This is a genomic window from Stenotrophomonas forensis, from assembly GCF_028752115.1.
Lineage (GTDB): Bacteria > Pseudomonadota > Gammaproteobacteria > Xanthomonadales > Xanthomonadaceae > Stenotrophomonas > Stenotrophomonas forensis.
Genome location: NZ_CP082270.1, coordinates 3,602,931 through 3,616,713, shown reverse-complemented (window position 1 = coordinate 3,616,713; position 13,783 = coordinate 3,602,931). Strand labels below are relative to the sequence as shown.

12 protein-coding genes and 1 pseudogene are annotated in these 13,783 nt (G+C 60.9%); 8 read left to right on the top strand and 5 right to left on the bottom strand.

The window, feature by feature from the left end:
- Positions 1-8 precede the first annotated feature (8 nt).
- Positions 9-491, bottom strand: a complete 483-nt coding sequence (locus K5L94_RS16760) for a peroxiredoxin (protein WP_274510901.1) — start codon at positions 489-491, stop codon at positions 9-11.
- 261 nt (positions 492-752) lie between these two features.
- Here K5L94_RS16760 and K5L94_RS16755 point away from each other — a divergent pair, with 261 nt between their 5' ends.
- Positions 753-1,640 carry a DnaJ C-terminal domain-containing protein gene (locus tag K5L94_RS16755; protein WP_049457947.1) on the top strand — a complete coding sequence of 296 codons (888 nt, stop codon included), beginning with the start codon at positions 753-755 and terminating at the stop codon, positions 1,638-1,640.
- A 74-nt stretch (positions 1,641-1,714) separates the two neighbouring features.
- Here K5L94_RS16755 and pilH read toward each other — a convergent pair whose 3' ends face one another.
- Together pilH and K5L94_RS16745 are read right to left on the bottom strand one after the other, a co-directional pair.
- Positions 1,715-2,086 (bottom strand): twitching motility response regulator PilH, encoded by a 372-nt coding sequence (gene pilH / locus K5L94_RS16750; protein ID WP_005410644.1) that lies wholly within the window; start codon positions 2,084-2,086, stop codon positions 1,715-1,717.
- Positions 2,087-2,174: 88 nt separating this feature from the next.
- Positions 2,175-3,170: a YhdH/YhfP family quinone oxidoreductase gene (locus tag K5L94_RS16745; protein ID WP_274510900.1), complete on the bottom strand. Its 996-nt coding sequence runs from the start codon at positions 3,168-3,170 to the stop codon at positions 2,175-2,177.
- A gap of 153 nt (positions 3,171-3,323) precedes the next feature.
- On the opposite strand from K5L94_RS16745, the gene hflK reads away from it, so the two are divergent.
- The 4 genes from hflK (at position 3,324) to K5L94_RS16725 (ending at position 7,237) form a co-directional block, all read left to right on the top strand.
- Positions 3,324-4,457, top strand: a complete 1,134-nt coding sequence (gene hflK / locus K5L94_RS16740) for an FtsH protease activity modulator HflK (protein ID WP_006463285.1) — start codon at positions 3,324-3,326, stop codon at positions 4,455-4,457.
- Complete coding sequence (hflC, locus tag K5L94_RS16735; RefSeq protein WP_006463283.1) at positions 4,454-5,317, top strand: protease modulator HflC; 864 nt, start codon at positions 4,454-4,456, stop codon at positions 5,315-5,317. The genes hflK and hflC overlap by 4 nt, the downstream gene beginning before the upstream one ends.
- Positions 5,318-5,384: 67 nt before the next feature.
- Complete coding sequence (locus tag K5L94_RS16730; RefSeq protein WP_005410640.1) at positions 5,385-5,570, top strand: DUF2065 domain-containing protein; 186 nt, start codon at positions 5,385-5,387, stop codon at positions 5,568-5,570.
- Positions 5,571-5,944: 374 nt separating this feature from the next.
- Positions 5,945-7,237, top strand: a complete 1,293-nt coding sequence (locus K5L94_RS16725; protein WP_006463282.1) for an adenylosuccinate synthase — start codon at positions 5,945-5,947, stop codon at positions 7,235-7,237.
- A gap of 116 nt (positions 7,238-7,353) precedes the next feature.
- Here K5L94_RS16725 and K5L94_RS16720 read toward each other — a convergent pair whose 3' ends face one another.
- Positions 7,354-8,877: a P-loop NTPase family protein gene (locus K5L94_RS16720; RefSeq protein ID WP_274510899.1), complete on the bottom strand. Its 1,524-nt coding sequence runs from the start codon at positions 8,875-8,877 to the stop codon at positions 7,354-7,356.
- A 12-nt stretch (positions 8,878-8,889) separates the two neighbouring features.
- Positions 8,890-11,481 carry an ATP-binding protein gene (locus tag K5L94_RS16715; RefSeq protein WP_274510898.1) on the bottom strand — a complete coding sequence of 864 codons (2,592 nt, stop codon included), beginning with the start codon at positions 11,479-11,481 and terminating at the stop codon, positions 8,890-8,892.
- Between the two features lie 200 nt (positions 11,482-11,681).
- Here K5L94_RS16715 and K5L94_RS16710 point away from each other — a divergent pair.
- The 3 genes and pseudogenes from K5L94_RS16710 to K5L94_RS16700 all read left to right on the top strand — a co-directional run.
- Positions 11,682-11,912: pseudogene (locus K5L94_RS16710) on the top strand (adenylosuccinate synthetase); the annotation flags it as partial.
- 703 nt (positions 11,913-12,615) lie between these two features.
- Complete coding sequence (locus K5L94_RS16705; protein ID WP_049457945.1) at positions 12,616-12,972, top strand: hypothetical protein; 357 nt, start codon at positions 12,616-12,618, stop codon at positions 12,970-12,972.
- Between the two features lie 154 nt (positions 12,973-13,126).
- On the top strand, positions 13,127-13,771 hold the full coding sequence (locus tag K5L94_RS16700; protein ID WP_274510897.1) for a hypothetical protein: 645 nt from the start codon (positions 13,127-13,129) through the stop codon (positions 13,769-13,771).
- The last annotated feature ends 12 nt before the right edge of the window (positions 13,772-13,783 follow it).

The window sequence follows — 13,783 nt, the reverse complement described above, 5'->3', positions numbered from 1 at the left end:
GTTGGTAGTCAGGTGGGCAGGTGCTCCAGCACGTACTCGGCTGAAGAGACTTCGAACTGGCCGGGCTGTTCGATCCAGGCTGCGCGCACCACGCCGTCGACCACGTACAGGGCGAAGCGGCGCGAGCGGATGCCCATGCCCGAGGCGCTGGCATCGAGTTCCAGGCCGAGCGCGCGGGTCAGTTCGGCATTGCCATCGGACAGCATCAGCAGGCCATCGGGCACATTCTGCTCGGCCGCCCAGGCCTTCATCACGAACGGATCGTTGACCGCCATGCAGTAGACGTCGATGCCGCGCTTGCGGAACGCCTCGAACTGCTCGACGTAGCCGGGCAGATGACGGGCCGAGCAGGTCGGGGTGAACGCACCGGGCACGGCGAACAGCACCACCTTGCGTGCGTCGAACAGCGAATGCGTATCGAGCGTTTCGATGCCCTCGCGGATGCGCTTGAGGGTGACTTCCGGAATGTGGTCGCCAACGTGGATGGTCATGGGGAACTCCTTGCTGGGGCAGGCTAGTGGGCCGGATGGGACAGGGGCGTCAAGACATTGGAAAACCCGTGTGCAGGCCCCATCTTCAGGCGTTGCGGCGGGGGCTTCCAGCCACAGCCTGGGGCATCGGGATGGCAGCCGCATTGCGCAGGATCAGTCGGCCTCACCGGGGCCGCACGATGGGCGGCGTAGCATCGCTGGCGCGTAGAATGAACCCGGGGCGGCGCCACCGGCGCGGCCGAAGCGAATCGAGGTAGCTGGATGGAATTCAAGGATTACTACGCCACCCTGGGGGTGGAACCGAGCGCGGGCGAGGCGGAGATCAAGACCGCCTATCGCCGGCTGGCACGCAAGTACCACCCGGATGTCAGCAAGGAGGCCGGGGCCGAAGACAAGTTCAAGGCGGTCAACGAGGCCTACGAGGCGCTGCGCGATCCCGAGAAGCGCGCAGCCTACGACCAGCTGCGCGCGCAGGGGTACCGCCCGGGCGAGGAATTCAACGTGCCGCCGAACTATGGCGGCGCCGGTGGCTTCAATTTCGAGGAAGTGTTCGGCGGTGGCGGCCCCAATGGCGGCTTCAGCGACTTCTTCGAGAGCCTGTTCGCACGCCAGCGTGGCGGTGCCGGCCCGGGGCCGGGCTTCAGCAGCCAGGGGCATGCGCCCAACCGTGATACCCGCGCCAAGCTGTCGGTTCCGCTGGAGGCGGCCTACAACGGCGACAGCCTGCGCATCACCGTCAACGGCAAGCAGCTGGACGTGCGCGTGCCCAAGGGCATCCGCCCGGGCCAGGTGATCCGCCTGGCAGGGCAGGGCAACCACGGTGGCAACCTGCTGCTGGAAGTGGAGTACGCCGCGCACCCGCAGTTCGAGGTCGATGGCCGCAACATCCTCTACACGCTGCCGGTCACGCCATGGCAGGCCGCGCTGGGCACCAGCATCAGCGTACCGACCCTGGGCGGAGCGGTGGAGCTGAAGATCCCGGCCGACTCCGATGCCGGGCGCAAGCTGCGCCTGCGCGGACGTGGCCTGCCGGGCAATCCGGACGGCGACCAGATCGTCGAAATCGAGATCGTGGCCCCGGCTGCGACCGACGAGGCGCAGAAAAAGGCCTACCGGAACCTGGCCAAGGCGTTCGGCGAAACCATTTGAAGGTAGTGCCGGCCGCTGGCCGGCACCCACCAAGCAAAGGCGTGCCAACCAAGGTTGGCACCCACCGGAATGTTTCAGCCCTGCCCGGCGAACACCCGCTCCAGCACCTCGGACAGTTCGTCTTCCGAGAACGGCTTGGTGATGTAGGCCTTGGCGCCCTGGCGCATGCCCCACATGCGGTCGGTGTCCTGGTCCTTGGTGGTCACCAGGATCACCGGGATGTGCCGGGTGGCCTCGTCGCGGGCGAGGGTGCGGGTGGCCTGGAAACCATTGAGATTGGGCATCACCACGTCCATCAGGACCAGGTCGGGCAGTTCGGCCTTGGCGGTTTCGACCCCAGCGGCGCCATCGGTGGCGGTCAGGATCTGGTGCCCGAGCTTCTCGACGATGCGCTGTATCCCCAACAGCTGCGACGGTGAGTCGTCGACGATCAGAATGCGTGCCATGTTGTTCCCCATGTAATGCCCGCAGTGTAGTGCGGGCACATTACCGGCGGGAGGGCCACGTCTGCCGTCCGTCGCCTGCCTGCGACGTTCAGTCGATCCGCACCACGGTGCGGCCCAGCGAGCCGCCGGCCAGCATCCGCTCGAACACCGCCGGCAGGCCATCAAGGCCGACCTCGGCGGTGCAGATGCGGTCCAGGTGCTGCGGTTTCCACTCGTTGCCCAGGCGTGCCCACACTTCCTCGCGCAGCGCGCGTGGTGCGTTTGCCGAAGACACGCCCAGAAGCGACACACCGCGCAGGATGAACGGCATCACCGTCATGTCCAGCGTCGGGCTGGCCGCCAGGCCGGCGCTGACCACGCTGCCATAGGGCACGGTCTGCGCCAGAAGGCTGGCCAGCATCGGGCCGCCGGCATTGTCGAGGCCACCGCCGAAGCGCGCCGACTGCAGCGGGCCGGTGTCGGCCAGCGCCGCGCGCGGCAGCACCTCGCTGGCACCGATGGCGCGCAGGAAGTCGGCCTGGTCCGGCTTGCCGCTGATCGCGTGCACGCTGTAGCCGGCACGGCTGAAGATCGACAGTGCCAGCGCACCGACGCCACCGCTGGCCCCGGTGACCGCCAGCGGGCCGAGGTCCGGGGTCTGCCGGTTGTCCTGCATGCGCAGCAGCGCCAGCGCGGCAGTGAAGCCGGCGGTGCCCAGCACCATCGCCTCGCGCGGGCTCAGCCCGGCCGGCTGCGCGATCACCGCGCGCGACTCCAGCCGCACGTACTGGCTGTAGCCGCCGTCACGGGTCTCGCTGAGTCCGCAGCCGGTGGCCAGTACTGCATCGCCTTCACGCCAGTCCGGGTCGGTGCTGGCGACCACGGTGCCGGCCACGTCAATGCCGCCCACCAGCGGGAAACGGCGCAGGATCTTCCCCTTGCCGGTGCCGGCCAGGGCGTCCTTGTAGTTGACCGAGGACCAGTGGGCGCGGATCAGCACCTGTCCAGGGTTGAGGTCGTCCACCCTGAGCTGGGCCAGGCCACTGCGGTAGCCGGCGTCGTCGTTTTCGATGCGGAAGGCGGTGAACGGGGTGGTGGGGGCCATCGGCGCTGCCTGACTTCGAGGAAAACGTCACCTTACCCCGTTGCCCCCCTTTCGATCCTGCCGATCCGCCCCATCTTGTATGATCGGTAATGGTTTCACGGCTGGCGCCGCGGGAAGGGCCCGCGCCGCAGCCCACATCTTGATGGAGCGTGCATGGCCTGGAATACACCCGGCGGCAACAAGGGCGGACAAGGCCCCGAGGACAATCGACGCGGGCCGTTCGGGTCGCGCGGCGGTGGCAATGGTGGTGGCTGGGGCGGACTGCCCGGGCCGCTGAAGGACCTGTTCGACGGCGGCATCATGCGTTGGGTGGTGGCAGCCGTGGTGCTGCTGGTGCTGTTCTCCAGCTTCCAGCTGATCGGCGAACAGCAGCGTGGCGTGGTGCTGCGCTTCGGCCAGTTCTCGCGGATCCTGCAGCCCGGCCCGAACTTCAAGCTGCCGTGGCCGATCGAATCGGTCACCAAGGTCAACGCCACCGAGATCAAGACCTTCTCGATCCAGGTGCCGGTGCTGACCCGCGACGAGAACATCGTCAACGTCTCGTTGAACGTCCAGTACCGCATCGACGACCCGCAGCAGTACCTGTTCGGCACCGTTGATGCCAACCAGGTGCTGGAGCAGTCGGCGCAGAGCGCGGTGCGTGAGGAAGTCGGCCGCGCCGACCTCAATGCCGTGCTGAACAACCGTGGCCCGCTGGCCGTGGCCGCCGAAGAGCGCCTGCAGGCGCTGCTGAAGGCGTTCAAGACCGGCCTGACCGTGACCGGCCTGACCCTGCAGGACGCCCGTCCGCCGGAAGAAGTGAAGCCGGCGTTCGACGAGGTCAACGGCGCCCAGCAGGTCAAGGAACGCCTGATCAACGAAGCCCAGGCCTACGCCGCCAAGGTCGTGCCGGAAGCCCGAGGCCAGGCCTCGCGTGCCCGTACCACCGCCGAGGGCTACAAGCAGGCCGTGGTGTCCAAGGCCGAGGGTGACGCGCAGCGCTTCAGCCTGTTGCAGGCCCAGTACAAGGACGCCCCTGAAGTGACCCGCAAGCGCCTGTGGCTGGAGACCGTGCAGCAGGTGCTGAGCGAGAACCGCAAGGTGATCGGTGGCGATGGCCGCCAGTTGATCTACGTGCCGATGACCGGCGATACCCGTCCCAGCACCTCGGCCCCGGCCGCAGTGGCGAATCCGGACGTGGTGATGCCGTCGCTGCCGGGTGCAGCGGCGGAAGCTTCCCGTGATCCGGGCCGGCCGGTGGGCCGCCCGACCGGGCGACCGAGCGGCCGTGAGGAGGGCAGCCGATGAAGAGTCCTATCTGGATCGCCGTGATCGTGGCGGTGGCGCTGGGCCTGCTCGGCTCGGTGTACGTGGTCCGCGAGGACCAGACTGCCATGGTCCTGAACCTGGGCAAGGTGGTGCGTTCGGACATCAAGCCGGGCCTGCACTTCAAGGTGCCGGTGGTGGAAACGGTGAAGGTCTTCGACCGCCGCTTCCAGGTGCTCGACACCGCGCCGGCGCGCTACTTCACCGCTGAGCAGAAGGACGTCAGCGTCGACTTCTTCGCCATCGGCTACATCTCCAACGTGGGTGACTACTTCCGTGCCACCGGCGGCGATCCGCGCATCGCCAATGCCCGCCTGGCCCCGATCATCACCGACTCGCTGCGCAACCAGATCAACTCGCGCACCCTGCAGCAGCTGGTCTCCGGCGACCGCAGCGAGCTGATCGCCGAGCAGCTGAAGGGGATCAACGAGGCCGTGGCCGGGCTGGGCATGCAGATGATCGACCTGCGCATCAAGCAGGTGGACCTGCCGACCGACAGCCAGGTGATCAATGATGTGTACGAGCGCATGCGCGCGCAGCGCAAGCAGGAAGCGGCCAAGCTGCGTGCGGAAGGCGAGGAACAGTCGCTGACCATCCGCGCCCAGGCCGACCGTGACAGCACCGTGCTGATCGCCGAAGCCGAGCGTGATGCACAGCGCCTGCGCGGTGAAGGCGATGCCGATGCCGCCCGCATCTACGGCAAGGCCGGCTCGGCCGACCCGTCGTTCTATGCCTTCTACCGCAGCCTGGAGGCCTACCGTGGCTCCATGACCGACGGCAACGGCGTGATCGTGCTCGACAAGAACGACCCGTTCCTGCAGTACCTGAAGAACGACCGCTGAGGTCACAGGGCATTACCCCACGGGGCCCGGCCAGATGCCGGGCCCCGTGCTTTTTCCGGAGTCCCCCATGAAAGATCTGTTCGCCGCCGTCTGCCTGGTGGCGGTGCTGGAAGGCCTGTTCCTGTTCGTTGCCCCGTTCGCCTGGAAGCGCATGGCCGAGCGCCTGCTGGACCTGCCCAGCCCGGCCCTGCGCAGCTTCGGCGGGCTGGTGCTGCTGGCCGGCCTCAGCCTGCTGTGGTGGGCCCGGCATTGAAAGGGTAGTGCCGGCCGCTGGCCTGGGATCGCCGGCCAGCGGCCGGCACTACCGGGAGGCGCCTGACCGGCCGGTACATGCGTGGCCCGGCTCTGGTAGAGGCCAACCTTGGTTGGCATTGCCGGCCAGCGGCCGGCACCACCGGGAAGGCGCCTGACCGGCCGGTGAAGCCGCCCGTCGGAAAGGTGGCACCCGACCCCGGAAACCCGGATAATGCACAAAAGCCGGACGGGCCTCCCCGTTCGGCTTTTTCCGTGTCTGGGCCTTCCATCGCCGGCGCTCCCCGTTTGGAGCCGCCATCCAGGTGCTGGCCAGCCCCGCCACGGTTTACCCGTCCGCGGCCCCGATGGCCGCAACAAATCGAGGAGCCCGTCATGGGTCAGTCTGTCGTAGTGTTGGGTGCCCAGTGGGGCGATGAAGGCAAGGGCAAGATCGTCGATCTGCTCACTGAGGAAATCGGCGCCGTGGTGCGCTTCCAGGGCGGCCACAATGCCGGCCACACCTTGGTCATCAATGGCAAGAAGACCGTCCTGCACCTGATCCCGTCGGGCATCCTGCGTGACGATGCGCTGTGCCTGATCGGCAACGGCGTGGTGATCTCGCCGGCCGCGCTGCAGAAGGAAATCGCCGAGCTGGAAGCCTCCGGCGTGGAAGTGCGTTCGCGCCTGAAGATCTCCCCCGCCGCGCCGCTGATCATGCCGTACCACATCGCCCTGGACCAGGCGCGCGAACGCGCTGCCGGCGGCAAGGCGATCGGCACCACCGGCCGTGGCATCGGCCCGGCCTACGAAGACAAGGTGGCGCGCCGCGGCATCCGCATCGCCGACCTGCACTATCCGAAGCAGCTGGAAGAACTGCTGCGCACCGCGCTGGATTACCACAACTTCGTGCTGACCAAGTATCTGAACACCGATGCGGTCGACTTCCAGAAGACCTTCGACGAAGCACTCGCCTTCGGCGAGTACGTGCAGCCGATGAAGTCCGACGTGGCCGGCATCCTGCACGACCTGCGCAAGCAGGGTAAGCGCGTGCTGTTCGAAGGTGCGCAGGGTGCGCTGCTGGACATCGACCACGGCACCTACCCGTACGTCACCAGCTCCAACACCACCGTCGGTGGTGCGCTGGCCGGTTCCGGCGTCGGCGCCGATTCGATCGACTACGTGCTGGGCATCGCCAAGGCCTACGCCACCCGCGTCGGCGGCGGCCCGTTCCCGACCGAGCTGGACGACGAAGTCGGCCAGGGCATCCGTGACCGTGGCGCCGAGTACGGTGCCTCGACCGGCCGTCCGCGTCGTTGCGGCTGGATGGACATCGTCGCGCTGAAGCGCGCCGTGGCCATCAACGGCATCAGCGGCCTGTGCATCACCAAGCTGGACGTGCTGGATGGCATGGAAAAGCTGAAGGTCTGCATCGCCTACGAATACAACGGCAAGCGCACCGAGTACGCGCCGCTGGACGCACAGGGCTGGGAAGACTGCACCCCGGTGTACCTGGAGTTCCCGGGCTGGAGCGAGAACACCCACGGCATCACCAACTGGGACGAGCTGCCGCCGGCCGCACGTGCTTACCTGCGTTCGCTGGAAGAACTGGCCGGTTGCCCGATCAGCATCGTCTCCACCGGCCCGGACCGCGACCACACCATGGTCCTGCAGGACCCGTTCGCCTGAGTGAGTGACCGCTGGCGACGGGCCATGCCCGGCATCGCTGCAAGGAAAGCCCCGCACATGCGGGGCTTTCCTTATCCGCAAACATAAAAAATCTAATGATTTGCAGAGATGGTGGTTTAAGATGCTGGAGGGATCCTCTCACTTTTCTCTAAAATCACTATTAGATCGTCACATGCTATCCGGCACCTTTCTAGCTCTTTGGCGGGGACCTGCGAGAAGTGTGCGCGGTCGTTTCGTACTGGCGCGATGGCTCTAATCAAGTCCTCCAATTGTCTCTTGTCGCGGAAAAGATCCCTAAATTGCGCCCACGCGGAATTGCTTAGAATAAGTGATTGGAGATCTCCAATATACATGCATGACATTATTTCCCTTTCATTACCGCCTTTACTAAGTGGATACTGGCGTGAGCTTTTATCTCTCACGGCCTCAATTTTGGACCAGCTAATCTCTCCTAGGACTGACTTCATTTTGTCCTGATAGTTCTCGCCAAAATGCTCCTCGTATTTCGACCGAACAATCTCACGGAGAAGTAGTTCGGCAGCCTCGATCAATCTCCAGGTTTCATTGGTTGATGGTTTGATGTTTGAGTCCGGGATGAATGAATTGAAGTACTCCCAGAATATTTCGGATGACCGGATGGCGGACCCGTTTGATTTGACAGAAATTCCGGTAAAACAAAGCTCATCCAGTGCGCGATGGCTGTGAAATCTGTTGTGCCCATTAGCATCCAAGATGCTGGCGGCTTCTGAAATGCTTACTTTTTGTTTAGATGCTAATGCTTGCGCTATGCACAGCGCATCCGTTGTAAGTGAAGATATCCAGTTGTCAAAAAGTGGCCGGCTATGCTCTGCAATCCAGGCTGACGCCTGCTCGACATCCTGTAATGAGTTGTAGGGCCTATGCTCCGCCATTCTCCGAGAAAGGCCAGCGTGTCCTCCCGAAAGTTGGTGGATGCGCTCGGAAACGTTTGGTTGACACTCTTCCTCTACATCACGTGCGATGATCTCGTGCACTGCTTGCATGTTCAAGTTGCACAAGTGGACAGGCGCGGCTCGGCTTGCAATAGGTGATGTGTCGTCCTCCGAAAGCTTGTATAGGTGTTGAGAGCCAGCAAAGACCATTGAAATCCTTATGGGGCGCAGGTCTTCTTCGCCGTAGAGAAGGGCAAATAAATTGTCTTGAAACCCCCTTCCAAACCGATCTCCGAGAACTCGCTTTGCTTCATCTAAGAGAAAAATTAGATGCATTTCCACTTCGCCGCTAGATATTTTTAGCTGTGAAAGGAATGCAGAGAAGCTGGATAAGGGGTCTATTTTTGAATCAAGTGGCGAAATTATGTCGCGATTAAATCCGTCGATCTGAGACGAACACTGATCAACCGCGCTCGTGGCGAGAAAGTGGAAAAAGTCTGATGCTGCAGCATCTACAGGTAGTCGCATGAGGTCGACATACACAGCGATGTCGACGCTCGATAGAGATTCGCGATCAATCCTAGGTGATGATAATTCTTGGCATATTTTCCTCAGGATGGTTGTTTTTCCTGACTGCCTCCCGCCAAAAAGCAGTACTGATCCGTGCTTGGTGGCAAGGGTGACGATGTTTCGCTGGAGAATTTCTCTTCCTACGCAAAATACATTCATCAAATTATTCCATTAATTCGCATTTTTGCTTGGTGGGCTTGACTCTTTCTCAAGCCAGAGCCTCATTAATTCGATAGACATTGCAGCCCTTCCTTCTTTGACTTCAATTATCTGATAACCAATAAGGTGGCGAATGTTTATGCTTGAGTTCCCGCCTTTTGTCGTAATCTCAGAAATCGAGATTGGTGTAGGGCTGTGCGCGATTTTTACGCAGGCTTCTAGTTCATCAGGATAGTCTCTTGAAAATCTCTCTGTGATCTCCTGGAAGTCTTTTCCAGAAAATTCAAGATATCCTTCGGATAGTGAGTTCACTATGTCTGACGTAACCTGTAGTGGGCGCTCTGAATTCTGCTCAGAGATATAACTGCATAGCTGTCTTGTGAAGAATGGATGCCCGCCAGTTAGTCTGTGTATGTGGTTGCAGGCGTCGTCATCTATTGTTATTCCCATGCCTCGACCAAGGGTTCTGACCATTGTTTTCATTTCCTTCAATTGCAGGAGAGGTAGGTATATCTCCCTGAAGAAGTTGAAAACGGGGTTGTCTCGTTCATTGAACTGAGAAACCTCTGCAATAGCCGCGTTGGCTGCGGTGACAATAGGAACAAAATCCTCGGATTCCTGTGAAACGCCCCGGAGGTAACTTAATAGATCGAAGAATCCCTCAAACCCTTCCTTTCCAAGTGTATTGGGTAGAAGTCTCTCAACTTCGTCCAGCATGATCACGATTTTTGGTGTGGGCGCATTTTCGTTGTGTGCAGTTGCGCGCAACGCCTGAGTTAGGTCGGAGTCAAACGCAGTGGCGATCGGAAAATCACTCGGAACGTCAAGGAAATCTCTATATTGCGGGCCGATACGCCATCTTATATCCTTTAGCCCAGCTCTTGTGGCTGCTGTATGGAGTTCGACACCAAGCTTCCAATAGATCCATCGGGCATTTTTGATATCAGCAGGAACTCGGAGTAGATCGACATAAATTACAATATCGCCTGCCTCTGTTCCTCGTCGCTCTACTTCCTTCAATATCGATGTCTTGCCAACTTTGCGTAATCCAAAAACTCCGGCCGCTGTGCCAGATGATATGGCCTCTCGCAATTCCGTTATGGCCTTCTCCCGACCGAAGAATCGCCTTCCGGAGACGGGAGTGTTTAGAGAGAAGAGATCTCTTCTGTATAGCCATTGGTCTAAGGTCTTTCGCAATGTGTCCATTGGGTCGGAGCTAGTCTCCAACTCCTCTTGAGTTATGGGCACGATTGCTGGAACGGACCTGGATCGGTCTTCGAGCCTTCGATAGAGGGTGCTTTGTAAGGTTTCCGGTAGCGACGAAACGACCGCGATCACTACCTGCTCATCAATTAGGCCTGACTCTCCTTCTGATTTGGCGTAGTTGTCAATGCTCTCAAGATCGCTTCTGTTTATGTCGGATTTAAAGAAGCATCTAACTAAAATGCTTCCCGATATTCCGTAGCTTTCAAGTAGCTCTGGCCTATTTATTTCGACAATAAAGTCTGCGCCAGCGGTTGCTTGGTCAAACAGTCTTGCTCGCTCAATTTTAAATCCTGAAGATTGGATGAAATCAAAGGTGACACTGCCGCGATGATGTTGAACTCGAACACGAGCATTTTCCTTCATGAGGATGTCATTTCGAGGTAATGATTGTCGCCTTGAGCTCGTTTGCGAGTGCTCTCGCTCGGCTGCTTCATACGTGGCAATGCAATTTCTCAAGTCGCTGCGAGAGCCTCCTTTGTAATACGCACGTGCGAGCGAAAGTAGAAGCCCTCCTGTTGGAGAGGCTGGCGTGCTCTTTGCTAAATCTAGGCCGCCTTTGAAATAGATTATGGCCTGCTTCAAGTTGTTCATTGAGATGGCGAGATTGCCCGCGTCATCTCTCAATTTTATATTGTTGGGGAATAGCTTCATTCCCTCTTCATATATGCGCATTGCTTCTGCGCGCCGGTTGCGGTTCTTCTGCATAGCAGCATAACTCGTCACAAGTTGCACAGAGCCATGCTTTTTCATGCCTAGTTCGTAGAGCCTTTCTGCCTCACTAAATCTTCTTGCATCCCTAGCAAGAATCGCTTGGGCTAGGATGTTGCTTCCATTCTTAGGGGCGGCATCGCTCCCGCCTCGAAGTGCTCCCACTTCCTCGATGCTTTCAATCTCAATTCTAACTTGCGACGCCTGTGCGCCAATAGAGTTTCTCGTTGGCAAGAAAGAAACTCTATCCCCTATTTGAGGTGGGTGGTCGCTATTTGTAATTTCTGACGTGTGGAAGGTGTACGATTTCTGTTGCGCTGTCCTTAGAACTCCTTGGCTGGTCGAATTGTCGAATTTATGAATCGATCCAAACGCTTCCTGTGCGTTACTTGGAGTTGGCGGAGCTTCTAGATGAACGTCCGCCGCTAGTGCTCCGCGAGGGACAATTTCAGTTTTGAATACAACCCGGTCGCCCTTGCTGAGTAAGAGTGATGGCTTCTCTAGGCTGCGCCGATGGACGATATGCTTGGCGGCGTCAGCTCCGTCGCCGATGACGGGATCAGGGATGATTATTCCATATCCCCCTTTGTCGTCGTAACTATCTACAGTTCCGCGCTTAAATTCGCTCATGATGCTCGAATTCTTCCAGTGAATTAATTGAGGAATTAGTGAATGTAAACTTGTCGTCGGTGTACAGTCATGACGGTGTTGGGAATTGCGAATATATAATATGAATTTGCAAGGGCTTGTTCTATAAATTTTCTCATCTGTTCGACCCTGCTCGCTTGCGGTTGATCCGCGGTGCAGATTACATGAATAGTTCAAGCTGCACCGAGTACGCGCCGCTGGACGCGCAGGGCTGGGAAGACTGCACCCCGGTGTACCTGGAGTTCCCGGGCTGGAGCGAGAACACCCACGGCATCACCAACTGGGACGACCTGCCGCCGGCCGCACGTGCTTACCTGCGTTCGCTGGAAGAACTGGCCGGTTGCCCGATCAGCATCGTTTCCACCGGCCCGGACCGCGACCACACCATGGTCCTGCAGGACCCGTTCGCCTGAGTGGGCGGTAGCGCCGGGCCATGCCCGGCGTGGTGGTAACGCTGTTCAATTGAAAAAGAGCGCCGCGACTCCCTGAGGGTCGCGGCGCCTCTTTTTTGGTTCTCCACCAACTCCCGTAGTGCCAGCCCATGGCTGGCAGAACCGAAGCCACCAGCATGTCGCTTCCGGCACTCTAAATCGGCCATCCACGTCAGATTCCCCCAAGCCAAACGCCACTCGTAATTCCCGCACGCCCCCCGCATACAACTTCTAGTAAGCGATAAACGTCACGCGGCATTCGGACGTTCGGGTTGTTTGCGTCACCGCGCGTCGCTCTCGCCCGCCTACCAGCACGGTCGCGCCTATTCCTGTCGCATCCACCGCTCTCCGCGCATGCAAGAATTCCCGGAGTGCGCTCGACTCAGCCGAAATTTTCGGATTTTTCTCATTGAGCCGATCGTGCAGGCGTAGACACCATGGCGCGCCACCGGAAAAGGGTGGCCGGGCGTGCAAACCCGAGATAGGTGTTACTTACGCTTGCCAGCCGGCACCGTCCTGAAGCGGTGCCGGCTGGCAATCCGTCGGCCTTTATGGCGGGCGGTGCGTGGGGGTCTTCGGACCCGCCGGTCATTGGTAACTATCTATCCCGGTTTGCAACCCGCACCGTCCGCCACCCCGCTTCCGCGCGGTGGCGATGTTACGTACAGCCACGGAAGCCGACGCCATGACCAGTCGCAAGACCCCGCCGTTCCATGTTGTTGAGCCCATCAACGACGACGCCAATCCCGCCGACGATCTCAGCACGTTCCAGGGCTGCCTCACCCGCATCCGTGATGGCGAAGGCTCCGATGGCATGTTGTGGCCGGAGGAGGCCCTGTCCGACGGACGACGTCAGTCCCTGGCGCGGATCGACCGTGCGGCTGTGGGCATCCTCACCGCGGTGGAGATGCTGCATGCGGCCAACCGTTGCGCCAGCATGGCGACGCCGCGCAGGCACCTGGACGAAGGTGTGGTGGAAGGGCTGTTCTTCGCCTGCCGCGAACTTGCCGAGCTGGTGTGCAGGGAAGTCAGGCCGGCCTGACTCCTTCCGCATGTGCGATGCCCGGCCTCGCCATATGGCGAGGTACCGGGTGGGTTCACGCGCTGCTTTACGCCGGCACTGTGGGCACGTGCAGTTCTGCGCTACGTTGTGGCCAATGCCAGCAGGGATGCAGCGCGATGACCGGAGGTTCGGCATGAAGGGCGAGACGGTCGCACGGGTGGCCCTGTGGCTGCTGTGGAGCCTGTGGACGCTGGCCTGCATCGTGCTGCTGCTGGGCGCGGTCGCCAACCATCTGGCCTCGCGCACGCAGACCCTGCCACTGGTGCTGCAGCCGGGCGCCTCGGCCGAGATCACGGTCTACCGTTTCATCGATGATCCGCTGCGCCTGCGACTGCGCTATGCGGGCGATGGCCTCGAGCCGTCGATCGATCCGGAGGTGCGCCTGCGCGCTGAAACGCCGACCGATCGCAATGAGTTCCGCGCGGATACGCGCTCACCTTCGGCAACGGCCGACGTCATTCGTGCACTGGAATCGGTCGAGCCCGACCGCTTCGCCGCCTCGTACTTCGGCTACGGCCGCGGTGATGCATTGCCGCGTGGGCGTTCCTGGCTGCGGCTGACCGTGCTGGCGGTCGACCCGGCGCTGGCTGGCCGTGCGGCCTCGGTGGACCTGCTGCCGCCGATGGACGTGCTGAAACTGACCGACCTGGACTACCTCTGGCTGTGGCCGTTCTTCTTCTGGCAGCCGGTGGCGCTACTGCTGCTGATTGCCGGTGGTGGGCTGGCGGCTGCCAGCATCGCGCTGCGGCGCTGGCGACGCCGTCCTCCACCCCGGTAGCGCCGGGCCATG